This window comes from Desulfatiglans anilini DSM 4660 (assembly GCF_000422285.1).
Classification (GTDB): Bacteria; Desulfobacterota; DSM-4660; order Desulfatiglandales; family Desulfatiglandaceae; genus Desulfatiglans; species Desulfatiglans anilini.
The window spans coordinates 114,996-141,707 of record NZ_KE383814.1; the positions used below are offsets into that span (position 1 = coordinate 114,996).

General features: G+C 63.4%; 19 protein-coding genes, 1 tRNA gene and 1 pseudogene. 10 read left to right on the forward strand and 11 right to left on the reverse strand.

The window, feature by feature from the left end; translation table 11 throughout:
* Positions 1–149: 149 nt before the first annotated feature.
* A complete protein-coding gene (locus H567_RS26690; protein ID WP_153306335.1) occupies positions 150–2,900 on the reverse strand; it encodes a bifunctional acetate--CoA ligase family protein/GNAT family N-acetyltransferase in 2,751 nt (916 codons plus the stop codon).
* 472 nt (positions 2,901–3,372) lie between these two features.
* Here H567_RS26690 and H567_RS0121820 point away from each other — a divergent pair, with 472 nt between their 5' ends.
* Together H567_RS0121820 and vapC are read left to right on the forward strand one after the other, a co-directional pair.
* Complete coding sequence (locus tag H567_RS0121820) at positions 3,373–3,567, forward strand: type II toxin-antitoxin system VapB family antitoxin (RefSeq protein WP_028323008.1); 195 nt, start codon at positions 3,373–3,375, stop codon at positions 3,565–3,567.
* Positions 3,564–3,962, forward strand: a complete 399-nt coding sequence (gene vapC, locus H567_RS0121825; protein WP_028323009.1) for a type II toxin-antitoxin system VapC family toxin — start codon at positions 3,564–3,566, stop codon at positions 3,960–3,962. Before H567_RS0121820 ends, vapC begins: the two co-directional genes overlap by 4 nt.
* Positions 3,963–4,313: 351 nt before the next feature.
* Here vapC and H567_RS0121830 read toward each other — a convergent pair.
* From H567_RS0121830 to rpoZ, 9 genes and pseudogenes are all read right to left on the reverse strand, one after another.
* Positions 4,314–4,388, reverse strand: a tRNA-Val gene (locus H567_RS0121830).
* A gap of 87 nt (positions 4,389–4,475) precedes the next feature.
* The gene (locus H567_RS0121835; RefSeq protein ID WP_244155544.1) at positions 4,476–5,345 is read right to left on the reverse strand and encodes a pseudouridine synthase; all 870 of its coding nucleotides are present in this window, start codon (positions 5,343–5,345) and stop codon (positions 4,476–4,478) included.
* Complete coding sequence (scpB, locus tag H567_RS29740; RefSeq protein ID WP_051185212.1) at positions 5,227–5,871, reverse strand: SMC-Scp complex subunit ScpB; 645 nt, start codon at positions 5,869–5,871, stop codon at positions 5,227–5,229. Before scpB ends, H567_RS0121835 begins: the two co-directional genes overlap by 119 nt.
* A complete protein-coding gene (locus H567_RS26700; RefSeq protein ID WP_084517765.1) occupies positions 5,864–6,601 on the reverse strand; it encodes a segregation and condensation protein A in 738 nt (245 codons plus the stop codon). The genes scpB and H567_RS26700 overlap by 8 nt, the downstream gene beginning before the upstream one ends.
* A 23-nt stretch (positions 6,602–6,624) precedes the next feature.
* Positions 6,625–7,611, reverse strand: a complete 987-nt coding sequence (trpS, locus tag H567_RS0121850) for a tryptophan--tRNA ligase (protein ID WP_028323011.1) — start codon at positions 7,609–7,611, stop codon at positions 6,625–6,627.
* Between the two features lie 103 nt (positions 7,612–7,714).
* A complete protein-coding gene (locus H567_RS0121855) occupies positions 7,715–10,432 on the reverse strand; it encodes a CBS domain-containing protein (protein ID WP_051185213.1) in 2,718 nt (905 codons plus the stop codon).
* 129 nt (positions 10,433–10,561) lie between these two features.
* Positions 10,562–10,924 (reverse strand): RNA polymerase-binding protein DksA, encoded by a 363-nt coding sequence (gene dksA / locus H567_RS0121860; RefSeq protein WP_028323013.1) that lies wholly within the window; start codon positions 10,922–10,924, stop codon positions 10,562–10,564.
* 146 nt (positions 10,925–11,070) lie between these two features.
* Positions 11,071–12,189: a molecular chaperone DnaJ gene (gene dnaJ, locus H567_RS0121865; RefSeq protein WP_028323014.1), complete on the reverse strand. Its 1,119-nt coding sequence runs from the start codon at positions 12,187–12,189 to the stop codon at positions 11,071–11,073.
* Positions 12,190–12,357: 168 nt separating this feature from the next.
* Positions 12,358–12,546 (reverse strand): annotated as a pseudogene (rpoZ, locus tag H567_RS30270) (DNA-directed RNA polymerase subunit omega); the annotation flags it as partial.
* On the opposite strand from rpoZ, the gene H567_RS28930 reads away from it, so the two are divergent.
* The 7 genes from H567_RS28930 to H567_RS0121905 all read left to right on the forward strand — a co-directional run bounded on the left by H567_RS28930 (position 12,545) and on the right by H567_RS0121905 (position 22,001).
* Positions 12,545–12,802: a hypothetical protein gene (locus H567_RS28930; RefSeq protein WP_153306336.1), complete on the forward strand. Its 258-nt coding sequence runs from the start codon at positions 12,545–12,547 to the stop codon at positions 12,800–12,802. The pseudogene rpoZ and the gene H567_RS28930 overlap by 2 nt on opposite strands.
* Before the next feature lie 85 nt (positions 12,803–12,887).
* The gene (locus H567_RS0121880) at positions 12,888–14,408 is read left to right on the forward strand and encodes a YifB family Mg chelatase-like AAA ATPase (RefSeq protein ID WP_028323015.1); all 1,521 of its coding nucleotides are present in this window, start codon (positions 12,888–12,890) and stop codon (positions 14,406–14,408) included.
* A 332-nt stretch (positions 14,409–14,740) separates the two neighbouring features.
* The gene (locus tag H567_RS26710; protein WP_153306337.1) at positions 14,741–17,101 is read left to right on the forward strand and encodes a penicillin-binding protein 1A; all 2,361 of its coding nucleotides are present in this window, start codon (positions 14,741–14,743) and stop codon (positions 17,099–17,101) included.
* A 2-nt stretch (positions 17,102–17,103) separates the two neighbouring features.
* Complete coding sequence (gene lptB, locus H567_RS0121890; RefSeq protein ID WP_028323016.1) at positions 17,104–17,865, forward strand: LPS export ABC transporter ATP-binding protein; 762 nt, start codon at positions 17,104–17,106, stop codon at positions 17,863–17,865.
* Between the two features lie 175 nt (positions 17,866–18,040).
* The gene (locus H567_RS0121895; RefSeq protein WP_028323017.1) at positions 18,041–18,982 is read left to right on the forward strand and encodes a DUF362 domain-containing protein; all 942 of its coding nucleotides are present in this window, start codon (positions 18,041–18,043) and stop codon (positions 18,980–18,982) included.
* Positions 18,979–20,646 carry a 4Fe-4S binding protein gene (locus H567_RS26715; protein ID WP_051185214.1) on the forward strand — a complete coding sequence of 556 codons (1,668 nt, stop codon included), beginning with the start codon at positions 18,979–18,981 and terminating at the stop codon, positions 20,644–20,646. The genes H567_RS0121895 and H567_RS26715 overlap by 4 nt, the downstream gene beginning before the upstream one ends.
* Before the next feature lie 155 nt (positions 20,647–20,801).
* A complete protein-coding gene (locus H567_RS0121905; RefSeq protein ID WP_028323018.1) occupies positions 20,802–22,001 on the forward strand; it encodes an FprA family A-type flavoprotein in 1,200 nt (399 codons plus the stop codon).
* Between the two features lie 21 nt (positions 22,002–22,022).
* Here the strand turns inward: H567_RS0121905 and H567_RS26720 are convergent, their stop codons facing one another.
* The gene (locus tag H567_RS26720; RefSeq protein ID WP_051185215.1) at positions 22,023–22,850 is read right to left on the reverse strand and encodes a nitrilase-related carbon-nitrogen hydrolase; all 828 of its coding nucleotides are present in this window, start codon (positions 22,848–22,850) and stop codon (positions 22,023–22,025) included.
* A 584-nt stretch (positions 22,851–23,434) separates the two neighbouring features.
* On the opposite strand from H567_RS26720, the gene H567_RS27655 reads away from it, so the two are divergent.
* Entirely contained in the window at positions 23,435–26,446 is a 3,012-nt protein-coding gene (locus H567_RS27655) for a DEAD/DEAH box helicase (protein ID WP_084517769.1), read from the forward strand.
* The last annotated feature ends 266 nt before the right edge of the window (positions 26,447–26,712 follow it).

Below are 26,712 nucleotides of genomic sequence, written 5' to 3' on the forward strand. Positions count from 1 at the left end.
CGGCCGGTCCGCCGATGGCCCGCCGGGTTTTTAGACCAGGGGGTGTTCCCCCCTCGTCTTTACGACAATCATGACCAAGACGGTTTTGCAGACCCGGGGGTTTCCCCATCCGGGGCGGCAGAATCGAGGCGCAGGGGAGGAGCCAGGTCTCAAGCCTTGGCGGGGGCCGTGTCCCCGCCCTGCAGGTTCTGCATCCCTTCCGCCGTGTTGGCGCCGGCTTCACGGCTCAAATCCAGGGTGATGATGTACTGCCCGTTTTCGGCTGTCCTGCTGGTCTCGAAACCGAACCGACGCGCGAGCCCCAGCATCTGGCGATTTTCCGCGAGCACCTCGCCGGTGATCTTCTTGATGCCTCTTTCCCGCGCAATGGCGAACAGCCGCTCCATCAGGGCGGCGCCGATCCCCAGACCCTGCCAGGGGCTCCCCACCGCCACGGCGAAATTCGCCTCCTCCTTCCGCGGGACGGCCATGTAGCGGACCACGGCCAGGACCTTTTCCTCTTCTTCATCCGGATCGAACGCCACCAGGGCCATTTCCCGGTCGTAGTCGATCTGGCTCAATCGGGCCAGCATCTTCGTCGAAAGGGATTTCAAGGGGCTGAAGAACCGGAAATAGATGCTGAGGGGGGAAAGCGCCGAGAAGAGGCCTGTCAAAAGCGGTGCATCCTCCGGCTTGATGGGGCGGACGAAGATCCGCTTCCCGCCTTTGACGGAGATCAAGCCTTCGTACTGGTTCGGATAGGGGCTGATGACCAGGTGTTCGGGAGACGGCCGGTCCGCGGGCTTGATCAGGATATGGGCATCGACTGCCATACCGCCGTCTGGGCCGATCATGAAGGGGTTGATGACCAGTTCCGATATCTCCGGGAAATCCGTCACCAACTGCGCGAGCCTGATCAGCAGCTCCTCCAGCAGTTCGAGGTCCACGGGAGGCGTGCGGCCGTGGCCCTGCAAAACGCGGTAGATCCGTGTCTCCTCCATCAGGCGTCTTGCCAGAAGGCGGCTCAGGGGCGGCAGCGCGAGTGAATAATCCTCGTAGAGCTCGGCGAGAAGACCGCCCGCGCCGAAAAGGATCACCGGCCCAAAATCGGGAACCGTCTTCGAGCCGATGAACAGTTCGTGCATCCGGCCGCAGAGCATCGGCTGAACGGTCACGCCGTCGATGCGTGCATCGGGGTGGGCGGCGCGGGCTGACGAGAGGAGTTGTTCATAGGCCTCCCGCACCTCGCCGGGGGTCCTCAGGTTCAGTTCGACCCCGCCGGCATCGGACTTGTGCGGGATGTCAGGCGAGGCGATCTTCATCGCCGCGGGGAAGCCGAGCCTCGAGGCGATCAGGGCCGCTTCATCGGCGCCGTGGACCGTTTCGGCGGGGTTGACCGGAAGCCCGTAGGCCTCGAGGACCGCTTTCGACTGGACGGCACCGAGCCTCCCCCCTCCGTTTTTCAAGGCTTCCTGGACCACGGCCCTGACGGCGGCGGGATCGAAGTCGAGCGCCCGGTTGAACTTCGGGGGGATCTCCTGAAGCATTTCCAGATTGCGGGCGTAGGAGAGGGCATACGTGAAGGCCGCGACGGCGCGCTCCGGCGAATCGTAGGTGGGGAAGGCGGACCGGTTCATGGTGTCCCGGCCGGGGTCGGCTCCTTCGCCTCCCATCCAGACGGAAAAGAGCGGGATGCTTACCCCTTTTGCCTCGAAGGCGGAGACCAGGGCCTCGGCCACATCGGCTGAGGGGTTGTGCACCTGGGGGACGTAGACTGTCATGAGGGCATCCACCTCCCTGGCGGAGAGGCAGATTTCCGCCGCCCTTTTCCACCGTTCGGGAGTGGCGTCTCCCAGGAGGTCGATCGGATTGCGCCTGCTCCAGATCGGCGGGAGCAGCCTGTCGAGCGCCTCCAGTGTGTCCGGTTCGAGGGCGGCCGGTTTGAGGCCGTAGGAGGCGAGGGCGTCCACCGCCATGACACCGGGGCCGTCCCCGTTCATCAGAATGCAGAGCCGGTTCCCGCGCGGGTTGTGCTGTTTGGCGAAAAGCTCGGCGCAGTCGAACAGTTCGTCCATCGTCTTGACGCGGAGCATGCCGGCGCGCTTGAAGGCTGCATCGTAAACGGCGCTTTCTTGGGCAAGCCCGCGGCTCCCCGGACCGTCAGCGCCGTTCGCATCGCTCGCCGAACGGCCGGATTTCAGTACGACGATGGGTTTGACACGCGAAACGGCGCGCGCGGCGCTCATGAACTTGCGCAGCGCGGTGAGCGTTTCGGCGTAAAGCACAATGGCGCTGACACCCGGGTCGTTCCCGAGGTAGTCGATCAGGTCCCCGACATCGACATCCAGGACGGAGCCGACGCTCACAAAATAGCGGAAGCCGATCCGCTCTCGGGCGGAAAGGTCCAGGATCGCGGCGCTCATGGCGCCGCTCTGGGAGATGAAGGCGAGCCCGCCGCTCAGGTGCTCGCGTTCGGCAAAGGTGGCGTTGAGCTTTGCCGGTGTGCTCACCACCCCCATGCAGTTCGGGCCGATGATCCGGATCCCGGCGGCATCCGCGTGCTCCCGGATGGCGTTTTGGAGGGATCGCCCGTCTTTGCCGGCCTCCTTTCCCGCTGCGGAGATGATGATGGCGCCTCCCACGCCCGCTTCAGCGCATTCGTCGAGGACCTCCGGAACCTGGTCGGCAGGCACGGCGATGACCGCAAGATCCACCGGCTGCCGGACATCCCGGAGAGCGGGGCGGCATTCGAGCCCCATCAGGTGGTCGTATTTCGGGTTGACGGGAAAAACCGGGCCTTCGAAGGGTGTCGCGAGCAGGTTTCTCAGCAGCACTTCACCAATGGAACCGGACTTTCCACTTGCCCCGATCACCGCCACGCTCGATGGCATGAAGATCTTTTCGAGATTGAAAATACTCACCGCGGCCTCCCTGAAAACGCCGTAAGAGGGAAAGAATGCCATCCCGCTTCGGATTTTGCGCGAAGAAGGGTCTGCAAAGCATAGCATTTTTGCGCACGGACTTCTACCTCGAGCGCGCACGGCGAGCTTTTCTTCGGACGACCCGCAGCGGAAACGGTGGACTATTCGAGGCTGGCTGCAGGAAATGATGTTTGGGATCGCTTCTTGAGTTTATTCAGTGAAGGATTTTAATGGCACCGCCAGGGATGAAAATTCGCGCAGGAGCTGTTTGGCAACGGTCACTAAAGGGACTTTTCGGGTATGTTCTTCACCGTTACGGTTGCCATATCAACCCCTTCTAGGTTGGTTGTATTTTGCAACCGTTATGCAACCAACCTGTGCTGCTGTCAAGCGGGAAGCGTTCACCCCTTGACAACGGTTGCGTGTGTATATATTATGAAATTTATACACACGCAGATCAGGAGATGATTTTATGCGAACGAACATTGTGATAGACGATGAACTGATAAATGAAGCCATGACTCTCAGCCAGCTCAAAACCAAGAAAGCTGTCGTCGAAACCAGCCTGAGATTGTTGATCCAAATCAAAAAGCAAGAGCGAATCAAAGATCTGCGTGGAAAATTGAAATGGGATGGCGACCTGGATAAAATGAGGTTGGACGAATGATACTTGTCGATTCATCCGTGTGGATTGATTATTTCAACGGAATTTCCACGTGGCAGACAGACTCGCTTGACAATTACCTTTCGAATGTCCCTGTCGTGATAGGAGATCTGATTCTTGCAGAGGTTTTGCAGGGTTTCAGGTCGAACAAAGACTTTGAAACTGCCAAAAGCCTTCTCAGCGCTCTCATATTCCGGCAAATTGGCGGATACAATGTCGCAATTCAAAGCGCCCAAAACTACCGTTACCTCCGAAAATCCGGTATTACGCCAAGGAAAACAATTGACGTGATGATAGCAACTTTTTGCATTGTCGAAGGGCTGACTCTGCTCCACGATGACCGCGATTTCGCGCCTATGGAAACGCACTTTTCATTGAAAACACTGACCCCGTCATAGGAGCCGCTGTTCGACGAGACGAAGCTGCGGCAGGCGCTTCGACACCGTTCATCCGCGAAACTTATTCACATCCAGACCGAAATTTCAAGCTGAAAATGATAGCCTCTGACAGGCTGCTTCTGTGCCGGCGTAAAAGCCCATGTAAGGAGGGGTAGGCGCAGATTGTGGAAAAAATCTGTTCGCCCCTGGTGTGCGCCTTGATTAGGCGAAAATAAGCAGCCATGTAAAAAGAAAAAGGCCGAGGGATCATTCCCCGGCCTTTTTAGTCACCCTTTAGTCACCTTTTTAAGGCTACTTTGGAGTTAACAGGTTACCTTCACGATATGTTGCAACGTTCCGGTTTTATTAAGCTGGTGGGCGGTACAGGATTTGAACCTGCGACTTCCACCGTGTGAGGATGGCACTCTCCCGCTGAGTTAACCGCCCGATAAATTGCAATCATAGGAGAGGAAGCGCCTTTTGTAAACAAAAAAAATGGCGCTTCCTGTTTTTGGATGGGCACGGGCGGAACATTCAGGGAAGCCCCACGAGGCTGCGCAGCTCCTCCACCTCGGAGGGGGTGAGGAATCGGTAGCGGCCGATCTTGAGGTCGCCCAGCGCGAGGGGCCCGAAGCCGATGCGAATGAGGTGGATGATCCGGTAGCCCAGGGTTTCGATCATGCGGCGCACCTGACGGTTCCTCCCCCGCGTGATGGTGATGCGGATGACGCTCTGCTCAGGGCCGCGCGAGACCACGGTGACGGTGGCAGGGCCGCTCGGGCCGTCCTCCAGGGGGACGCCCCGCCGGAGGGCGGCGAGGTCGCCTTCCGCAATTTCCCCTGCCAGCGTCGCCTTGTAGGTGCGCGGGACGCGGTAGCGGGGGTGGCTCAGGCGGAAGGCCCAATCGCCGTCGTTCGTAAAGAGGAGAAGGCCGAGGGTGTCGAAGTCGAGGCGCCCGACCGGGTAGACGCGGACAGGCAGGTCCTTCAGGTACTCCGCGACGGTCGGCCGGCCCTCGGGGTCGTTCAGGGAGCACATGACCGCAAAGGGCTTGTTCAGCATGAGATAGACGCGGGGGGCGGGCGCGGGGACCGGCCGGCCGTCGACCGCGATGCGATCGACCCCCCAGCGGGCCTTGGCCCCGGCCTCGGCTACGGTTTTGCCGTTGACCGTGACGCGCCCCTCGGCGATCCACTCGTCAGCCTTCCGCCGGGAGGTGACGCCCGACAGGGAGAGGATGCGGTTCAGGCGCTGCTCCTCGCCGCTTTCACGGGGCGGCCCGAAATCAGGGATCTCCGTCGCGGCCGTCCGCACCGGGCGGTTCGGGGAGGATCGCCCGGGCGGGGCCGGTTTCCTCCGGGGCTTCATGGACGGGTGCCGGCGCTTCTGAGGTCTTTTCTTCATCATGGGTTGTCAATTCCTGCAAGTCTTTCAATTGGGGGAGGGCGGCGAGGTCCCTGAGGTCGAAGACCTCGAGGAACCGCCGGGTCGTCCCGTAGATGAGCGGCCTCCCGGGGAGGTTCTTGCGGCCCACGATCCGGACGAGGTCCTTTTCGAGGAGCGTCCTCAGGATGCTGCCCGTGTCGACCCCGCGAAGCCGCTCGATCTCGTGCCGGATGATGGGCTGCTTGTAAGCGATGATCGCCAGGGTCTCGAGCGCGGCCCGCGAGAGCCTCGCCGGGGACGTGCTCAGCATCTTCAGGAGCGCCTGGGCGTAAGCAGTGCGCGTGCGGAATTGGAAGCCGCCCGCCACCTCCCGGAGGTGAAAGCTCCGCCCGAGGGACTCGAACTCCCGTGCCAGCCGTTCAAGGGCCGCCTGTATCCGGTCCAGGGGCTCTTCGGGCAGCCAGGCCTGGATGTCGCGCGCCGACAGGGGGCGGGCCGCGCTGAACAAAAAGGCCTCGATCGTCCTTTCGAGCTCGTCAGTCATCCGCGATGTCCCTCGGGGTGTTTTCGGGGCACGGCAGGATCTGGATGTCGCTTTCGGCCGCCGGCTGAAAGGTCCGTACGAGGCCCATCCGCACCATCTGCAAGAGGGCCAGAAAGGTCACCACGCACTCGAGGCGGCTGATGCCGCCCCCGAGGAGTTCCGCGAAAAAGAGCGGACCCTGGCCGCGGAGCCGGTCGAGGATGTGGGCGATCTTGTCCTTTACGCTCCACACATCCATCTGCATCTGCAGCTGCCGCTCCGGGATGCGCTGGTCGGCCACACGCTTGAAGGCCTGGATGAGCTGGAAGAGGCTGACCTCGAGCTCCGGTTCGACCCCTCCCGAGAGCTCCTGAAGCTCCTGAAAATCCCGCCGCACGAACACGTCCCGCTCCAGGATCTCCCGGTCGAAGAGGGAGCGTGCGGCCTCCTTGAAGGAGAGGTACTCGAGGAGCGGACGGGTCAGCTCCACCCGCGGGTCTTCTTCGTCCTCCTCGCCGCGCAGCTCCGGCAGGAGCATCCGCGACTTGATGTGGAGGAGCGTCGCGGCCATCACCAGAAAATCCCCGGCGAGGCTGACGTTCAGCTCCTCCATCCGGTCGATGTAGGCCAGGTACTGGTCGGCGATCGCGGCGATGGGGATGTCGAAGATGTCCACCTCGTTTTTGTGGATGAGATGGAGCAGAAGGTCCAGCGGACCTTCGAACACCTCCAATTTGATCTCGTAGTCCATGCCGCCGAGCCTGGACGGGTGTTTCAGATTTTGACCACGCTCCGCACCTGCTCCATCGTGTCGCGGGCGATCGACCGCGCCCGCTGGTTGCCCGCTTCCATGATGGCATCCACCCGGCCGGGGTCGCTTTCGAGTTCCCGCCGCTTCGCCCGGATAGGCTCGAGGCCCTTCTTCAGCCCTTCGGCCATCCGCTTCTTGCACTCCACGCAGCCGATGCCGGCCTTGCGGCACTCGCGGTCGATTTCCTGGGCCGTCTCGGGGCCGGTGTAGATCTCGTGGAACGCGAAGACGTTGCAGACATCGGGGTCCCCGGGGTCTGTGCGCTTCATCCGCTGGGGGTCCGTGATCATCTGAGCTACCTTCTGATCGATCTCCTTGTCGGAGTCCGTCAGGTAGATCGCGTTGCCGTAGCTTTTGCTCATCTTCCGCCGGTCGATCCCGAGGAGCCTGCTCGTGGGCGCGAGCAGGGTATCGGGCGCGGGGAAGACCTCCGCCCCGAAGATGTGGTTGAAGCGGCGGGCGATCTCGCGGGTCAGCTCCACGTGCGGGGCCTGGTCCTCGCCGACCGGCACCCCGTCCGCCTTGTACATCAAAATGTCCGCCGCCTGCAGGACAGGATAGCCGAGAAAGCCGTAGGTGAAAAGATCCTTTTGGCTGAGCTCCCGGAGCTGCTCCTTGTAGGTGGGGTTTCTCTCCAGCCAGGGAAGCGGCGTGATCATGGAGAAGATCAGATGGAGTTCGGCATGCTCCTTGATTTCCGATTGTACGAAAAAAGTGGACACCTGCGGGTCGAGGCCGATCGAGATCCAGTCCATGATCATGTCGCGGCGGCTGTCGAGGATGATGTGGGTGTCGGCATATTCGCTCGTCAGCGCGTGCCAGTCCGCCACGAAATAAAAGCAGGTGTATGTCTCTTGCAGCTGCTTCCAGTTGAGCAGCGCGCCGTGCAGGTGGCCGAGGTGCAGTTTGCCGGTGGGGCGCATCCCGCTGACGATACGTTTCTTCTCCATCTGTCTTCCACTCCTTGTGTGTATTCTTGCCGGCGGCGGCGGGCCGCCCCCGGGGGGATTGATCATGGGCGCCGAAAAGGGACGTTCGGGTGCATCGGCGGCTTCAGGTAGCCTCGGCCTTCCCGGCCCGTTCCGCGCCGGGAAAAGCAGGGTAGCGCCGGCGTACGAATTCCACCTCGTCCTCGCGGGTCTTGACGCGGCCGTTCAAGTGCGCCTCCGTGAGGGCCTCGAAGATGTCCCGGAAAAGCGGACCCGATTCGAACCCCATCTCGAGCAGATCCCGGCCCCGCAGGTGCAGCCGGGTCCCCTTGAGCCGCGTGAAATAGTTCGAGATCAGCTTGCGCACACGCTCGTTGTTGGCGCGCGCCATCAGGTAGAGGAGCGTCTCCGTGTGGTAGGGCGTCAGCAGGCAGTAGAGCTGGTAGTTGTCTCCCTGGAATCGAAAGAGGATATTCAACAGCTCTTCGGACTGCTCCCGCTGCTCCACCAGGGCTCGACCCTCGAGGTCGTTCATCCCGAAGCGTTTGGCCAGCTCCCGCAGGTTTTGCGGGTCGAGGGCGGAAGTCAGTGCGTGCCAGTATACCTTCCAGGCGTCGAACGGTTCGTCGAGATAGAGCAGACGGTACCAGGCCGCCACGTTCTCGATCTCTTCGAGCAGGTTCCTGAAGGCGTCCGTGTAAGTGATCTGGGGCGAGATGACCGGGAGCAGATTGAAGACGTCCATCTGCTCGATGGCCCCGATCGGGTTCTGTTCCATCAGGAGGAGCTTCAGTTCGTGGAACAGCCTTTGTCCGCTCACGTCCTTGAAGCAGTTGATCTTGACAGCGTTCTTGATCAGCGAGAGGGTGAGCTTCCCGATCTTGAAACCGAAGCGCTGTTCGAAGCGGATGGCGCGCAGGATCCGCGTCGGGTCCTCGACGAAACTGAGGTTGTGCAGGACCCGCAGCACGCGCTCCTTGAAGTCTTTCTGTGCGCCGAAATAGTCGATCAGCACCCCGAAATGCCGCTCGTTGAGTTTGACGGCCAGGGTGTTGATCGTGAAGTCCCTGCGGTAAAGATCCATTTTGAGCGAGCTGGTCTCCACGATGGGCGGCGCGCCGGGGGCCTCGTAGTATTCCATGCGGGCCGTCGCGATGTCGACCTTGGTGGTGTCCGGCAGGATAAGCACGGCGGTTCGGAACTTCCGGTGGCTGCGGACCCTTCCGCCGTAAATCCTGGCATATTCATGGGCGAACTCGATGCCGTCCCCTTCGACGACGATATCCATGTCCAGATTGTCGCGTTTGAGAAGGATGTCGCGCACCATCCCGCCCACCAGGTAGGCGTTGTACTCGAGGTCGTCCGCCACCCCTCCGAACCGGCGCAGGAGCTCGAGGATGGGGTCCGGCAGACGCTCGTTCAGCAGGCTGATCATGTTCTTCGTGCGCGGCAGCTGCGGAGTGCTCTTGGCGTCATAAAACAATTCGGGCTCGGTCTGGTCGCCCATCAGGATGGAGAGAAGATCCGTGCGGGTGATGACGCCGACGACCTCGTCGTCCTCCACCACCGGCAGAATCCTCAGGCGCGTCCGGATGATCAGCTCCTGGACCTCCTTGAGGGTGGCTTCCGGGCGCACGGTGGCGAACTCGATGTTCATGTAATCGGCGACCTTGATGTGGTTGAGGCCAAAAAAGACAGCCTTTTCAACTACCTGACGTGTCACGTACCCGAGCAGGGCCCCCTGGTCATCGATGACCAGCAGGACGTTGATGTTGTACCGGGTCATGATGTCCGAGGCCTTCTGGACGGTTTCCTCGGGTGCGATGTGCAGGACCGGCGAGGACATCATGTCGGCGGCGGTCTTTTTGGGGTTGACGGCGGTCTTGAGGATGGCCATAAGGTCGCTCTTGACCTGGACCAGGGTCCTGTCCTTGATGGTGGCCGAGGCGGCCTGCGGATGTCCGCCGCCGCCGAGCGCGACCGCGATCTCTCCCACGTTCACGTCGGGGATGCGGCTGCGCGCGACGAGATAGGTCCGGTCTTCCATCTGAGCGAGCGCGAAGATGACGTTCAGGTTCTCCATGTCCATGAACTTGTGGACCAGGACGGCGAAGTCCCCGACGTAATCGTCCCGGATCACCTCGGTGATGACGACCTCGATCCCGTTGACGGCATGGGTCGTGGCCGAGCGGGTGAGATCGTTCAGGATCCAGACCTGTTCCGTGGTCAGCTCCCGCGTGAGGAGGTCCGCGACGACGTTGTGGTCGGCGCCCATTTCGGCGAGCCACGCCGCGGCGCGGTAATCATCGGCGGTGGTGGAGGAGAAGGTGAAGGAGCCGGTGTCCTCGTGGATGCCGAGGCACATGATTGTGGCCTCGACCGGAGAGACCTCGATGCGCCGCTCCCGGATGAGGCTGGTCAAAAGGGCGGTGTTCGAGCCGATCTTGCGGACGACCTCCAGGTCGCCGTGGACGTCATCCTCCGAGTCCGGGTGATGATCGTAGATGTGGACCTCCAGTCCCTTTTTCCCGATGATCCCGGCGAACTTCCCGATCCGGTCCCGCTGGCGGGTGTCGACCAGGATCAGGCGCTTGATCCGGCTCAGGCGGATCTGCCGCAGCTTCGCGAAGTTGAACAGGTAGGAGGTGGAGTGGACGAAAAAGTTCCGGAGGTTTTTTTCCTGGGAGCCGGGAAAGACGAGCGCCGCTTTGGGATAAAGCTTGCTGGCGGCGATCATGGACGCGAGCGCGTCGAAATCCGCGTTGATGTGGGTCGTGATGACCTCTTCATAATCCTCGCCCGGCCGCTCGGCCTCGGGCGTGTTCTCCGGCTCTTTTTCCATATCGTGCAATAGGGCACCATGCGGCTGTGTGCGCTGCCGTCGATCAGGCAGGTTGGGCTTCCCGGTGGGGTGGCCGGGTTCGGGGCCCGAATCCGGCCGGTTGATCGGAAAGGTGGTTTGCAGCCGGTATCAGACCCCGCGAAGCCTTTCCTCGTTTTCCTGCTTCTTTTTGCACTCGATGCACAGGGTGGTGACCGGACGCGCCTTCAAGCGCTCTTCCGAGATGTCTTCGCCGCAGGATTCACAGATGCCGAACGTGTTGGTGTCGAGGCGCTCGAGGGCTTCCTTGATCTTGCCGATCAGTTTCCGTTCCCGGTCGCGGATCCGCAGGGTGAAGTTCCGCTCGGATTCCATGGAGGCCCTGTCGGTCGGGTCCGGGTAGTTCTCCCGTTGATCGGTCATGCCGCTCACCGTCTTGTTGGCTTCCTCGAGCAGCGCTTCCATCCGCTCGTTGAGGAGTTTTCTGAATTCTTCCTTCTTCTCTTCCGTCATCATCATGACTGTCTGCTCCGCTTTCACAAGGCATAAGATGTTGAACGATGAACACCATCAGGTGACGATGTGAAGCCAGTGCGGTGCCCCTGTGGCACCTGTCGAACGGATCGTCTCCGGCGGGCATCCGGAAACGCCTCCCGCTGTCAGGGGATCACCTTCTGCCAGAAGGCCTTCCCCTTTTTCTTCCTGCCGCCCGGACGCTTGTCCTGCGTTCGGGCGAAGGCCTCGAGCAGTTGCCGCTGCTCGTCGTTCAATTTCCGGGGGATTTGGACCCTGACCTTGACGTACAGATCCCCCCGTCTCTGGTTCCGAAGGCTCGGCATGCCCTTGCCCGGGAGCTTGAGCACGTCATCCGGCTGGGTCCCATCGGGGATCTCGAGCTCGACCTCCTTCTCCTCCTTGCCGAGCACGGGCATCTTGATCTGGTCGCCCAATGCGGCCTGCACGAAAGAGATGGGGATCTCCGCCATCAGGTCGGTGCCGTCACGGGAGAAGATTTCATGCGGCTTGAGGTGCACGACAACGAAGAGGTCGCCCGGCGGCCCCCCGTTTTCCCCTGGCTCCCCTTCACCGCGCAGGCGCAATTGGCTCCCGTTGTCGACGCCGGCCGGGATCTTCAAGGTGATGCGCCGTTCTACGCGCTGCTTGCCGCCTCCGAGGCATTTCGGGCAGGGGTCCGTGATGATGCTGCCTTGCCCGTGGCAGCTCGGGCAGGTGCTGCTGACCTGGAAAAACCCCTGGGAACGGATGACCTGGCCGCGCCCCCGGCAGGTGGGGCACACCTGGCGCTGGGTCCCCGGCGCGGCTCCCGTGCCGCCGCACTCGTCGCAGACCTCCAGGCGCGGAAAGACGACTTCTTCTTCCTTTCCGGCGAAGGCCTCCTCGAGGCTCAGTTCGATGTCGTAGCGCAGGCTTCCGCCCTGGCGGGGCCGCGGGCCCCCGCCCCGGTGGCCGCCGAACCCGAAGAAATCCTCGAAGATGTCCCCGAAGCTGCTGAAGATGTCCTCGAACCCGCTGAAGCCGGTAAACCCTTTGTTCTCGAGCCCGGCGTGGCCGAAGCGGTCGTAGATCTGCCTCTTTTCGTGGTCCCGGAGGACCTCGTAGGCCTCTGCGGCCTCCTTGAAATGTTCTTCGGCCTCCCGATTGCCGGGATTCCGGTCGGGATGATATTTCAAGGCCAGCTGACGGTAGGCCCGCTTGATGTCGTCATCCCCGGCGTTCTTGGGCACGCCCAGGACTTCATAATAATCTCGTTTTGCCATGGCTCCGAACTATTCGTTTTTCTCGGGTGCTTCCGGTGCTTCTTCCTCGGCCTGCAACGCGTCCGCTTCGGGTTCGGTCGGTTCGATCGGGGAAGCGACGGCGGTGAACGACTCGGCGATGCCCTCCAGGAGCAGCGAGTCCCTCGACTCCAGACGGGCGGATTCGTCAGCCGGCTCCTTCGGGATGACTTTTCCTGTGGCGATCTCCCTCAGCGCCGTGACGATGTCCTTGTTTTTGCAGACGACTAGCGGCTCGGCTCCTTTTCTGAGCTGGCGCACCCTTTTGGCTGCAAGGTGAATCAGACCGAAGCGGTTGTCAATCTGCTTCAAACAGTCTTCTACGGTGATTCTGGCCATGCTTGCTCTCCAGGTTTCAGGTCGTTTCCATCTGGAAATGGTTTTATTGGCCAATCCCAGCGTCAATCTGCGCGTTCACTTGTGCGGCGACCTGCAGATCGCCTCCGCACAAACGCTTGATCTCCTTGCTCTTGGCCAAAAATCCTCATTTCCGGATTGGAAACTGGATCATAAGGGGAAATCATTCCCGGAAACACATTCGCCTGAGGGCGGCGGATGCCGCCCCGCAGCGATGGAACCTTGTTGTGCAATCTAAAATAAACTTTACTTTATATACCTTGCCGTGCTAGCTGTAAACCATAAAAATGCAAACCTCCAACACGGCCGGCGGTTCATTCCCCATGCTCTCCAGGATCCTCAGCAGCGCCGTCCTCGGCATCGATGCATACATCGTTCAGGTAGAAGTGGACATCTCACAAGGGCTTCCCGCCTTCGCCACGGTCGGCCTCGCCGAAGGGGCCGTACGTGAAAGCAAGGAGCGCGTCAAGGCTGCGATCAAGAACTCGGGCTTCACCTTCCCGTCCGACAGGATCACCGTCAATCTGGCGCCGGCCGACATCCGCAAGGAGGGGTCGGCTTTCGATCTGCCGATCGCCCTGGGGATTCTCGCCGCCACGGCGTCGATCCCAGCCAGCCTCGATGAGCGGCATCTCTTCCTGGGGGAGCTCGCCCTGGACGGAAGCGTCCGTCCGGTCAAAGGCATCCTGCCGATCGCCGCAGCCGCCAGGTCCCTCGGCTTCGAGGGCATCTTTCTTCCGGGTGACAACGCGGCGGAGGCCGCCGTCGTCCGCGGGATCGACGTCTTTCCGGTCGAAAGCCTCGCGCAGGTCGCCGCCGTGTTGAATCGAGAGGAAACGATAAGCCCTGCCGGTCCGCAGATCACGCCAAGGAACTCCGCGGGGTCCGTCGACCCGGATTACAACGAGGTCCTCGGTCAGGAAGACGCCAAGAGGGCCCTGGAGATCGCCGCCGCGGGAGGGCATAACGTGCTCATGATCGGCCCGCCCGGGGCGGGAAAGACCATGCTGGCGCGCCGCCTGCCGACGATTCTGCCTGAACTCGGCCTCGAAGAGTCGCTCGAGACCTCGAAGGTCTACAGCGTGATGGGCCTCATGCCCGAGGGCGGCGGTCTCCTGCGCTCCCGTCCTTTCCGGTCGCCTCACCACACCATCTCGGACGCGGGCCTGATCGGCGGAGGCTATATCCCGATGCCGGGGGAGGTCAGCCTCGCCCACAACGGGGTGCTGTTCCTGGACGAACTGCCGGAGTTTCACAGGGGCGCGCTGGAGGTCATGCGCCAGCCCATGGAGGATGGATCCGTGACCCTCGCCCGGGCACGCTTCAAGGTCACCTACCCGGCGCGCTTCATGCTCGTTGCGGCCATGAACCCGTGCGCCTGCGGGCATTACGGCAACCCGCGGAAGGAATGCGTCTGCACCCCGGTTCAGATCCAACGCTACCGGAGCCGGATCTCCGGCCCGCTTTCGGACCGGATCGACATGCATATCGAGGTGCAGGCGGTGGATTACAGGGATATCGGGGCCGGCACCAGCGGCGATCCCTCGGCGCTCATCCGTGAGCGGGTCGACACGGCGCGGGGGATCCAGCGCGCCCGGTTCGAAGGCGAGGGGATCTATGCCAACGCGCAGATGACCAACCGGCACCTGCGGCGCTTCTGTCCGCTCGGGGCAGAGCCCGCAAAGCTCCTCGACACCGCGATGCAGCGCCTGGCGCTTTCCGCCCGGGCTTACACCCGCATCATCAAACTCGCCCGCACCATCGCCGACCTCGAGGGGTCGGGGGCGATCGGGACGGTGCATGTGGCCGAGGCGATCGGATATCGGACCCTCGACCGGGCCTAGCCATCCGCCGGAAATCGCTTTCCGGTCCGGTCTCGGCGTTCGTCCACGCGTTTGCCTGCGCGATGACCCGGAGGCTCGCGTCCGCTCGAAGGCTGCGCAGGGGAGGTTTCGTGGATGTTCGTCTGTCCGGCCTCCTGAAACGGGGGTCTTCCATGCCGGCGCACGGTGAGGGCGGGGTCTTCGTGCGGAGCTTTACAAAAAGGGGCTCGATGCGATAATCTTGTGCTGCGGCATCGATTATCGTTTTTTTTGAGGCGGGCGGCGGGGGCTTCGGCGCGGGGCACAAATGAAGGTTTGGATGAAACCGCCGTCTGCCGCGACGGGGGCATGTCTTGTTCAAGCGTCTTTTTCTGGGATTTTCCATCCTTTTCGGGGTGGTGCTGCTGGGGCTGCTCGGTGTGGGTGTCTACTTCTGGTACATCTGGTCGAGCAACCTCCCTTATATCGGCGTCCTGAAGGATTACAGACCGCCCGTGGTGACGCGGGTCTACAGCGCCGACGGCGAGGTCATCGGCCGGTTCTGGGAGGAAAAGCGGGTGCTCGTCGATCTCGACGTCTGCCCGGACCACCTGATCGAAGCCTTTGTGGCTGCTGAAGACGCGCGGTTCTTCGAGCACGAAGGGGTCGATGTCAAGAGCATCGTCCGGGCGATGATCCGCAATTTCACGGCAGGCAGGATCGAGCAGGGCGGGAGCACCATCACCCAGCAGGTCACCAAGTCCCTGCTGCTGAAGAACCCGGAAAGGACCTACCGGCGCAAAGTCCGGGAGGCCACCCTGTCCCTCCAGGTCGAGCGGGTCTTCACCAAGCACGAGATCCTTTACCTTTATCTGAACCAGATCTACCTCGGGCAGGGCGCCTATGGGGTGCAGGCCGCAGCCGACACCTATTTCGGCAAGACGGTCGAGGACTTGACCCTCGCCGAATCGGCGTTGCTCGCGGGTCTTCCGCAGGCGCCGGCGCGCTATTCGCCGGTCAGGCACTTCGATCGGGCCAAGGCCAGGCAGCGCTATGTGCTCGAACGGATGGTGGAGGAAAGATTCATCACGCGGGAAGCCTTCGAGGAGGCGCTCGCAGAAGAGCTCGACATCCGGGAGCGCGAGGACAACACCTTCCAGAAGGCGCCGTATTTTACGGAGTATGTGCGCCGGGACGTCCTGGAGCGTTACGGCCGGGAAATGCTCTATCGGGGAGGGCTCGAGATCCACACCACCGTCGACCTGAAGCTTCAGGCGTTTGCCAAAGAGGCGCTTCTGCGCGGCCTGGGCGAACTCGACAAACGCGAGGGCTACCGGGGTCCGCTGCGTCGTATCGCTGGCGCCGAGGCGGATCGATTTCTGGAAGAGCAGGCCGGGCGTTTCGCCGAAGCCCCGCCGAAGGCCGGTGACACCCTCGAGGGGCTGGTGCTCGAGGTCGGCGACCGCGGGGGCGCTGTGGCGGTCGGGCTGGGCCATGAGAAGGCGCTGCTCCCCCTCAGCCACATGGCCTGGGCGCGCAAGCCGAACCCGCGGGCGGCCCATTACGCCGCCGAACTGAAAAAGCGCTCCACGGCCCTGCGCCCGGGTGACGTCATCCTGGTCCGCCTCCTTGCGGAGGACCCGCCGGAGGGGTATTCCTGGGTGGCGGCGCTCGAACAGACCCCCGAGGCGCAGGCGGCGATCCTTGCCATGGATCCGGCGACGGGGGCCGTTCTGGCCATGGTGGGCGGAAAAGATTTCAACGAGAGCCAGTACAACCGGGCAACGCAGGCAAAACGGCAGCCCGGGTCGGCCTTCAAGCCCATCGTCTACGCCGCCGCCCTCGACAAGGGCATGACGCCGGCTGACATCTTGATGGATTCGCCGATCATCGCCGGGGGCGGGGAGGCGGGCTCCGTTTGGAAGCCCAAGAACTACAAGGATACCTTCTATGGGCCGACCCTCATGCGCACGGCCCTGGCGCAGTCGCGCAACGTGATCACCGTCAAGCTCCTGCGCAGGATCGGCGTGCCCTATACGATCGATTACGCCCGGAAGCTCGGCATCGAGTCCGATCTGGCCCCCGATCTGTCCCTGGCCCTCGGTTCCTCCGGTGTGTCCCTGCTGGAGATGACGCGGGCCTATGCGGTCTTCGCCAACGAGGGCAAGGCTGCACCGCCGGTCTTTGTGACCCGTATTGTGGATCGCGATGGAAGGGTGCTGGAGGAAAACCGCGCCGAGGCTGAACAGGTGATCTCGAGAGAGACCGCGTATGTGATGACCGACCTGATGAAGGCGGTGGTCGAGGAGGGGACGGGCACGCGGGTCAAGGCGCTGCAGCGCCCCGCCGCCGGGAAGACGGGGACGACGAACGATCTGCGGGATGCCTGGTTCCTGGGGTTCACCCCGGACCTCGTCACCGGGGTCTGGGTCGGCTATGACGATCAGCGGTCCATGGCCCGGAACGAGACCGGGTCCCGTGCAGCCAGCCCGGTCTGGCTGTACTTCATGCAGGCGGCGCTCGAGGGTGAACCGGTGAGGGATTTCGAGGTGCCCGAGGGGATTGTGTTTGCGCGGATCGATGCCAAGACGGGGCTTCTGCCGGGTCCATCATCCGGTCGAACCGTTCTCCAGACCTTCGTGGAGGGCACCGAGCCGAAGGAAGTGAGCCCGGAGCCGGCGGCCGCGCGCCAGGGGCATTTCAGCGAGTTCGATCTGGGCTTCGAGGGGAATTGACGATGACGGGCAATCAGGTGCTCGAGGCGGTCGACCTCACCAAACGGTACGGCGGGCGCGTGGTGGTGAACGGGGTCAGCCTCAGGATCCGGTCGGGCGAGGTGGTCGGGTTGCTCGGGCCGAACGGCGCGGGAAAGACCACCACGTTTTACATGATCATCGGGCTGGTGCGGCCGGATAAAGGCAAGGTCCTGTTGAACGGGGAGGACATCGGAGACCTTCCCATGTACCAGCGTGCCAGGAAGCACATCACTTACCTGCCCCAGGAGCCCTCCATTTTCCGGAAGCTCACCGTGGAAGAAAACATCATGCTGGTGCTCGAGACGCTCCGTATGACGGCCGAAGAGAAGCGCCGGCGTCTGGCCGAACTCCTGAAGGAGCTCAATGTCGCGCGCCTGGCGAAGAACAAGGCCTACTCCCTGTCAGGGGGCGAGCGGCGGCGGGTCGAGATGACGAGGGCCCTGGTGCTTTCTCCGGCGTTTATTTTGCTGGACGAGCCCTTTGCGGGCATCGATCCGCTGGCGATCAACGACATTCAGAACATCATCGAGCAGTTGAAGGAAAAGGGGATCGGCGTGATCATCACGGACCACAATGTGCGGGAGACCCTCAAGGTCTGCGACCATGCCTATATCCTGAACGACGGGGTGATTCTCGAGTCCGGACCGCCGGAAAAGATCGCCGCCAGCAAAAAGGCGCGTGAGATCTACCTCGGCGAGCATTTCGAGATGGACGGATCCCGCTCGGCCGAGGCGGCGCCGTGAGAACCGGGGTGCTGGCGGGGGACGTCGAGTGCGGAAGGCATTGAAAGGGAATGGCGATGGTTCCGGTCCGTAGCGGACGGGGGCATGTGGACTACGGCTGCTGCGGTGGGGAGCCGCCGGGCGCCGGAAGGGGCGCGCCGGGTCGGGCCGGCGGGTGGAGGCGGGAGGTTCAGGGATGTTCGAAAACGAGATCACGCGCAGGACGTTTGTGAAGGGGACCCTCGGCTGGGCTGCAGCCGGCTCCCTCGGGATGATGATCGGCGGGTGGCCGTTGAGGCGGATTTACGCGTCGCCCTATCCGGACGTGGCCGTGGCCGAAGGGCCCGGACCCAAGGCGACGCGGGCGGCGGTCAAGGCCCTTGGCGGCATCGGGCGCTTCGTCAAGGCGGGCGACAAGGTGGTGATCAAGCCCAACATGAGCTTTGCGAGCAGCCCCGAAGAGGCGAGCAACACGCATCCGGATGTCGTCAAAGAACTGGTCGGCCTGTGCCTCGAGGCGGGCGCCTCGTCCGTCAAGGTCCTGGACAACACCCTGCGGCCGACGGAGCTCTGTCTCGAAAAGGGGGGGTTTTTGGAGGCCTGCCGCATGATGCCGAACACCCGTGTGGAAGGCCTCAAGGAGGAGCGTTTTTTCAAGGAGGTCGCGGTGCCTGAAGGGCTGAATCTGCGGAGCACCAAGGTGATGCAGGAGGTCCTGGAGGCCGATGCGCTCATCGCGGTGCCGGTGGCCAAGTCCCACGGGGCGACCGGGGTGACCGTTTCCATGAAGGGGATGATGGGGCTGATCTATGAACGGGAATCCTTTCACTATTCGATGGACCTGAACACGGCCATCGTGGACCTGTGCACGGTCATCAAACCGAAGCTGGTCGTCGTGGACGCGACCCGCATCCTGAGCGACGGGGGGCCCTACGGGCCGGGGAAGATCATCCCTTTGAACCAGGTGATCGCCTCGACGGACATGGTCGCCGCCGACGCCATGGCGGTTCAGCTCGGGACCTGGTACGGGCGGCGGATCGAGCCCCGCCAGGTCAAGCACATCCGCATGGCCCATGACCGGGGCCTCGGCAACATGGACATCCAATCCCAGGTGGTCAAACAGGTCAGCGCCGGATGAGACTGCAGCGCCTGGTGCAGTCATTGGCCCTGGCGGGTTTCCTGTGGCTGTTGCTCCTCAATGCTTTCCCCCCGCCGGACTGGATCGATGTGGATCTTTTTCTGCGCCTCGACCCGCTCCTCTCGGTCGGCACCATGCTGGCCGGGCGGGCTTTTGTGCCGCGGCTCGGCTGGGCGCTCGCGATCCTGGCGGCGGCCTTTTTCCTCGGCCGTTTTTTCTGCGGCTACCTCTGCCCGATGGGCGTCACCATCGATCTCTGGGACCGTCTGGCCCGCGGGAGGCGCCGGCGCGCCGCCGGTGCCGGGCCCGTCCCCAGGCGGCTGCGCCGGTCGAAATATCTGATCTGGATCGGCGTCATGGGCGCTGCGGCCGCCGGATTCTCGCTGGTCTTCTGGTTTTCGCCTCTCTCGCTCGTGACGCGTTTCTACGGCCTGGCCCTCTATCCCCTGCTGCTCGACGGTGCGTCGGCCGGGCTCGGGGTGCTGCGGCCGGCGGGGGAGTGGTTCGGGTGGGAGGGGATCCGCTATCTCGAACTGCGTGAGCCGGTTTTTGCGACGGGGCTCTTCGTCGCCTGCCTGGTCATGGCGGTGCTGCTCCTGGGGTGGTTCGCGCCGCGCTTCTGGTGCCGGTACCTTTGCCCGGCGGGGGCGATGCTGGCCCTGTGCTCTCGGCGGCCTCTTCTGCGGCGCCGGGTGTCGGATGCGTGCGTCCGCTGCGGAAAATGCGCGCAGGAATGCCCGATGGGCGCCATCCGAGAGGATTTTTTCGGCACGGATCACCAGGAGTGCATCGTCTGCCTGAAGTGCCGGGACATCTGTCCCACCGGCGCGATCTCGTTCGGGCCGGCGTCCGGGAGGGAACGCGCCGAAGCGCCCGAGCCGGACATGGAGCGGCGGCACTGGATCGGAGCGGGCCTGACGGGGTTTGCCGCCGGGGCTCTCTCGATGAACGGGCTGGGGCAGCTCTTCGACGTCACGAAGGCAGCGGATCTGCGCTCCTCGCGGCTCGTGCGTCCGCCGGGTGCGCTGCCGGAGCGGGCCTTCCAGGCGCGGTGCGTGCGCTGCGGCGCGTGCATCAAGGGCTGCCCGACCAACACCCTGCAGGCGGTCTGGTTCGAGGCCGGGCTCGACGGGATCTGGACGCCGAAGGTCACGGCGCGCCTTGCGGCCTGTGAGCAGTTCTGCGCCCTCTGTGGGCAGGTCTGCCCGACGGGGGCGATCCGGCCTCTGCCGCTCGGGGAAAAGATGTACGCCAAGATCGGGACGGCGCGGATCATCCCCTCCCGGTGCATCGCGTGGGAGCAGGAAAAGAGCTGCCTGATCTGCGACGAGATCTGCCCTTACAACGCCATCGTCTCCCGTTTCATCCCGGGGCATTCCGTGACGGTCCCCTTCATTCAGGAGGATCGCTGCAACGGGTGCGGGTACTGCGAGAGCAAGTGCCCCGTCGACGGCGAGTCGGCCGTGGTCGTGGAGGTGCTTGGGGAAGTGCGGCTGACGAGCGGGAGCTACCGTCAGTGGGCCCGTGAGCGCGGTCTCGTCTTCGAGGCGAAGCAGGGGCTCGAAGAGACGGTGCTGGCGCCGCCCGGGGAGGGGGAGGGCGCATCGGGGCCCGCAGAAGCTGCGGGGTCCAGGCTGCCGCCCGGCTTCGACCTCGAAGACTAGGCGATTTCCATCCGGCAGGCGCCTTCCGGGATGGTTTCGACAGCTGATTGGAGAGGGGTACGTCTTCGGATTGGTCCGGGGTCCGTGCCCGACAAGCGGTCCCGCCTGCAATCCGGGCGGTTTGCAGGCGGGGCGAGGCACAGAAAGGGGGAAGCATGGCTGCTGTGGAGTTTTTGCCGAACGTCTATTGGGTGGGAGTGGTCGACTGGAATCTGAGGGACTTCCACGGGTACGCCGCCGCGCCGCGCGGGACGACCTACAACGCCTATGTCATCAAGGGCGAAAAGACCGTCCTCGTCGACACGGTGTCGGCCGCCTGCAGCAGGGCCTTTTTCGAGGCGGTCGAGGCGGTCGTCCCGCTGGAGGCGATCGATTATCTGGTCGTCAACCATGTGGAGCCGGACCACTCCGGCTGTCTGATGGAGGCCGTCGAGCGGATCCGGCCCGAGAAGATCTTCTGCACCGCCATGGGAAAGGCCTTCATGCTTTCCCACTACCACCGCTCTGACTGGCCGTATGAGGTGGTCCAGACCGGCCAGAGCCTGCCCCTTGGGGGAAAGACGATCGATTTCCTCGAACTCAAGATGCTGCACTGGCCCGACAACATGGGCTGCTACGTCCGCGAGGACGGCCTCCTGATTTCGAGTGACGCCTTCGGGCAGAACTGGGCCACCAGCGAGCGGTTCGACGACGAAATGGATTTCAACGAGATGGCGGGTTTGATGGGGTCCTACTACGCCAACATCATCCTGCCGTTTTCGGAGCATGTCCTGAAGGCCCTCGGGCGGGTCGAGGAGCTCGGGTGGCCCATCCGGATGATCGCGCCTTCTCACGGCGTGATCCTCAGAGGCCACGTGGAGGAGGCCGTCGGGCTGTACCGCAGGTGGGCCCGGCAGGAGGTGGCCCGAAAGGCGGTCATCGTCTATGACACGATGTGGAAGAGCACGGCGCTCATGGCCGAGGCGATCGCCGAGGGGCTCATCGAGAAAGGGGTCACGGTGAGGGTGTTCCACATGAAGGCCTGCCACCACAGCGACGTGGTGGCCGAGGTGCTCGATGCCGCTGCGGTGATCCTGGGCTCTTCGACCCACAACAACGGGATGCTGCCGCTCATGGCGGACATGGTGCGCTACATGGAGGGCCTGCGGCCCCGGGGCCGGGTCGGTGCGGCCTTCGGGTCCTACGGCTGGAGCGGCGAGGCCCCGAAGCAGCTCTCCGAGGCCCTGGAGCGGATGCGGATGAAGGTGTGCGACGTGCTGCGGGTCAAGAACGTTCCGGCGGAGGCCGACCTCGCTGTCTGCAAGGACCTCGGCCGCCGCCTGGCGGGCGAGGTCGACGCACTCGCCGGGGCCTGACCGGCCGTCCTCACGCGGGCATTACCGGAACGGCTGTACGGTCTTCCGGAATTCCTCGGTGGTCTCTTCCCAGCCGGCCTGGATGTGGAGCGGCTTCCGGTCCTTCAGAAACGGATGGCTGCGCCGCAGGTTCAGGACCTCCCCGGCATCGATCTCCGCCAGCAGAAGGGTTTCTTCGGCCCCCGCCCGGGCGAGGGCTTCCCCGTTCGGCGAGATGACGGCCGATCCGCCGCTGAAGGCGTGTCCGCCGCCCTCGCCCACCCGGTTGACCCCGACGACATAGGCCTGGTTTTCGACGGCGCGGGCGGGCAGCAGGACGTCCCAGTGGCTTTGGCGTGCCGCAGGCCATGAGGCGATAACGAGAAAGAGGGTGCAGGCGCCGGCCAGGGTCCGGAAGAGCTCCGGGAAGCGCAGGTCGTAGCAGATGAGGCAGGCGGCCCCGAACCCGGGCAGGGCGAAGGGCGCCGGCCGGGCGCCCGGCCCGTAATGGCGGTCTTCGTCCAGGATTCCGATCTGATGGATCTTGTGATAGAGGGCGAGGTCGGCCCCGTCGGGGGCCGTGACCAGGGAGGCGTTTCGAGGCCGCCCGGGACCGTCCTTGATGACGAAGCCGCCCGCGACGTGCATGCCGGTCTCCCGGGCGAGGGTGCGCAGAAAGGCGCGGGTGGGGCCGTCCGGGGCCTCCTCCGTCGCGTTCGTGTCCATCGAAAAGCCGGTGGCGAACATCTCGGGCAGGACAAAGAGGTCCGCCCCGGCCCGTGCGGCGGCATCGGCCATGCGGCGGGCCGCCGCGTAATTGGCGGTGCGATCGTGCCAACGGATATCCATCTGGGCTGCTGCGATCTTCATGCGGTGCGGATCCTCGGCTTTCAGCGCGGTTGTGCGCGCGGGTTTTTCAGACTCGGCGCCGTGAATCAGGCGCGATTTATGGGGGCTGCGGATCGGGGATGGCTGCCGGCGGCTCCCCGGCACCCAGTCGGCAAGGATGCCGAATACCAGTATGCGCGAACGGCCCGCTTTGGACTAGTGATTTTTGGCGGGCCATCAGCACAGTCCTTGCTGGGCATAGCGACAGCCTTTGCGAATCGTTGCGACAGGGCTTGAGGATCACCACCAGAGCGTTGACGGTCACTCTTTATCCATCCGGAAATGATTTCCCGGCAGAACCCGGTTTCCGATCCGGAAATGAGGATTTTTCTTCACACGCTGCGCGTGCTCAGTCCCACCCCTGTGGGGCGGGTCCCGGTTTCTTCACACGCTGCGCGTGCTAAGTCCCACCGTTTCGCGGCGGGTCCCAGTTTGTTAAATATAAAGAAAATCAAGCGTTTGCGCGGAGTAGACCTGCAGGTCGCCGCACGAGCAGACGTGCAGATTGACGCCGAGATTGGCCAAAAAGACCACTTCCGGATTGGAAACCACTCAGGAAAGCACGAATGCACGGCACGAAAGAAATGCAGTCCCCGTCTAAGCCCTCGGCGGCGCGGGGGCAGGACGATCGAATGAAGGCGCTGTTCGAGCGAATGGAGTTTCACAGGAACGGGCTGGCCCTCCTTCCGGCGCCTTCCGACCCCAAACCCGGGGCTGCGTTTCTTTACGACGGCGGACCCCGCGGTCTTCAGCAGCGTTTTTGCACCTGCGGGACCCAGGAAGCCGTCTCATGCCCGCATACGAAAGACCTCGCGAGGGCGGGAAAGGCCTTGAAAGACGCTTTCGGTGGCCAAGCCCCCGACAGGGCGTTTCATGAGAGCCCCTGGTTCAAACTCGGCGTTTTCCTGGGCGAGGGTTCGTCGGATACCCCTGAATCGGTGCGGTTTCAGGTTCAAGAGGGCGAGCCTGCGGTGATCCAGGTAACCGGGAGGCGCGACGCCCCCCTGGTGACATATTTTCCCGAAGGCGGCGAAGGGCTGCGGTTCATGGATCGATGCGGCCGCGGCCGCCCCGCCGCAGGGCCCCTCTCCCGCGGCGAGATCATCGACCGGCTGCGTCTTTTGACGATGACGGAGACCGAACGTCTGCTGGCCAGAAGAGGCTCGAAGACCCGGGGGCAGCTTCTGGAGGAGGGGTTCTGGTTCCGTTTCGCCTATCACTTCTTCCGGGAGTACGCCGGCTGCGCGATGCGTTTCGAACCGGCGATTTCGAAGCGCAACGGTGAGTTCACCATCCTGTGCAGGGGAGAGGCCGAACGGGAGTTTGCTCGCGTGTTCGTGCCGAGGGAGCGGGTCAAGGGGCTCCTCGGCAGCCTCGGGGGGATCCTTGCCAACCGCCACCGGTTGGCGATCCACCCGGTCCCGCTCAAGTCCATCTTCAAGGTCAGCGCTACGACCGAGATGGATCTCGAGATCCGGCCGATGATTGAAGTCCTGCAGGCGGGCGGTGAAAGGGCTTTCTTCGACCGCGAAGACCTCGAGCGCTACCGCTACGGCGAACTGGTCTACATACCCGAGCTGGAGCTACTGGCGGAGTTGGAGCCTCCCGGAGAAAAGGCGCGGAAGTTCGGGACGCCGGTCAGGATGGTCCTCAAGAAATCGCAGATCTCGAGCTTCCTCGAAGAGGCGCTGGGGGACGGCGGCGACTGGGCGACGGGGCGAGCATCGGAGGTTGTGGGGTTGAGGCTTCACCGCGAGGCGGACTGGCTGTCGATCGAGGCCGGGGAGATGGACCGCGACTGGTGCTGGCTTTCGGCTTCGTACGGCTTCGGGGAGGGCAGCCTGACGATCGAGGAACTGCTGGAAGCGCGCCGAAACGGACAGCGGTATGTCGGTGTCGCGAGGGGCTGGGTAGATCTCCGCTCAGAAAAGCTGGCCGCGCTGGACGCTTTTCTGGAGCGGCTGCCGGAGGGTTGCCGCGCCGAAGGAAGGCGGGGGCTCCGGCTTTCGAGGATGGATCTCCTGCGTTTGAGATCGACGGTTGCAGGGCGTCCGCGCATCGGGGGAAAGCACGCGCAGTCTTCCGTGGTCGAGGCCTTTCTCGACCTGAAGGCGGCGCGGCCGCTGCCCGCGCTCGCGGGGATGCGGTGCGAGCTGCGGCCTTATCAGGGCGAAGGCCTTCGCTGGCTGTGGTTCCTGGTCGAAAATGGGCTGGGCGGACTCCTCTGCGATGAGATGGGCCTCGGCAAGACCCATCAGATCATGGCGCTGATCGAGGCGCTAGCGGAGACCGACCGCCTTCCCTTGCCCTGCCTGGTCGTTGCGCCCACGACGGTCTTGAGCCACTGGGAAAAGAAGCTCCGCCGGTTCGCTCCCGGGCTTGCAACGGCCGTCTACCACGGGGGCGATCGGCGCCTGGACGATGCCGGAGCCGGGCCGCAGGTTGTGTTGACGAGCTACGGGATCCTCCGGCAGGACGCCGAGCAGATGAAGGCGGCGTCGTTTTCCCTGGCGGTCTTCGATGAGATCCAGTATCTGAAGAACCCCGAGACGCAGGTCTACCAGGCGGCCCGGAATGTCCGCGCCCCGGTTCGGATCGGGTTGACCGGGACGCCGATCGAAAACCGCCTCTCGGACCTCAAGGCCCTGATGGATCTGACCGTGCCCGGATACCTTGGCGGCGACCGGTTTTTCGAGCGGCATTACGCCCGGCCGATCATGCAGGACGCCTCGGAACAGGCGCGGCAGGAACTCGTGCAGGTGCTCCGGCCTTTTGTCCTGAGACGGCGGAAGAGCGCCGTTCTGCAGGATCTGCCGGCGAAGATCGAGGATTTCCGGAGCTGTGTGCTGAGCGCGGACCAGTTGAGGCTCTACCGGGAGGTCATCGCATCCCGAAGCCCGGAGATCCGTTTGGCTCTGGCCGATGCCGGCTGCCCGGTGCCGTATCTTCACATTTTCGCGCTGCTCGATCTGCTCAAGCGGATCTGCGATCACCCCGCGCTGGCGGTGAAGGAGCCTCTGGCCTACACGCAGCACGAATCGGGCAAATGGGAGGCCTTCAAGGAACTGCTGGCCGAGGGGATCGACAGCGGGCAGAAGATCGTCGTCTACAGCCAGTATCTGGGGATGATCGACATCATGGCGGAGTTCCTCCGTTCGGAAGGGATCGGGCACGTGACGCTCACGGGCGCCACCCGGCAACGGGGGAAGGTGATCGAACGGTTCAACGAGGACCCGGATTGCCGGGTCTATGTCGGCAGCCTCAGGGCCGGTGGAACCGGCATCGATCTGATCGCCGCGTCCATGGTGATCCACTACGACCGGTGGTGGAACGCCGCCCGGGAGGACCAGACCACGGACCGCGTCCACCGGATTGGGCAGAAACGGGGCGTCCAGGTGTTCAAACTGATCACCGAGGGGACCCTGGAGGAGAAGATTGCGGCCGTCATAGCAAAGAAGAAGGGTTTGATGGAGGAGGTGGTCCCGGAGACGGACCCCGGCGTCCTGCGGCAGTTCAGCCGCGAAGAGCTGCTCGATTTCATGGACATCCCCTTCCTGAATTTCAAAGGAGGAATCTGACCTCCGCCCACCTCCCGCCATGCCGCCCTGTCCGAGATGCGGCAGAATTCCATGCCTCGGAGCCCTTCCCCTGACCGCCTGCCAAGCGGCGTCACCGATGTCCGCCTGCGGGACGCCTTGCGGTCATCCCTGAACCCCGGGTAAGCCCTTTTTTGGTTGAAGATACGTTGACAAATTTTCATTCGATAAGTTAAAATTCCAGGTTTATGGTTTGGATTTTTCTCCGTTTTGGGAAAGGTCCTCTGAAGCGGTGGACGCCAGATGCG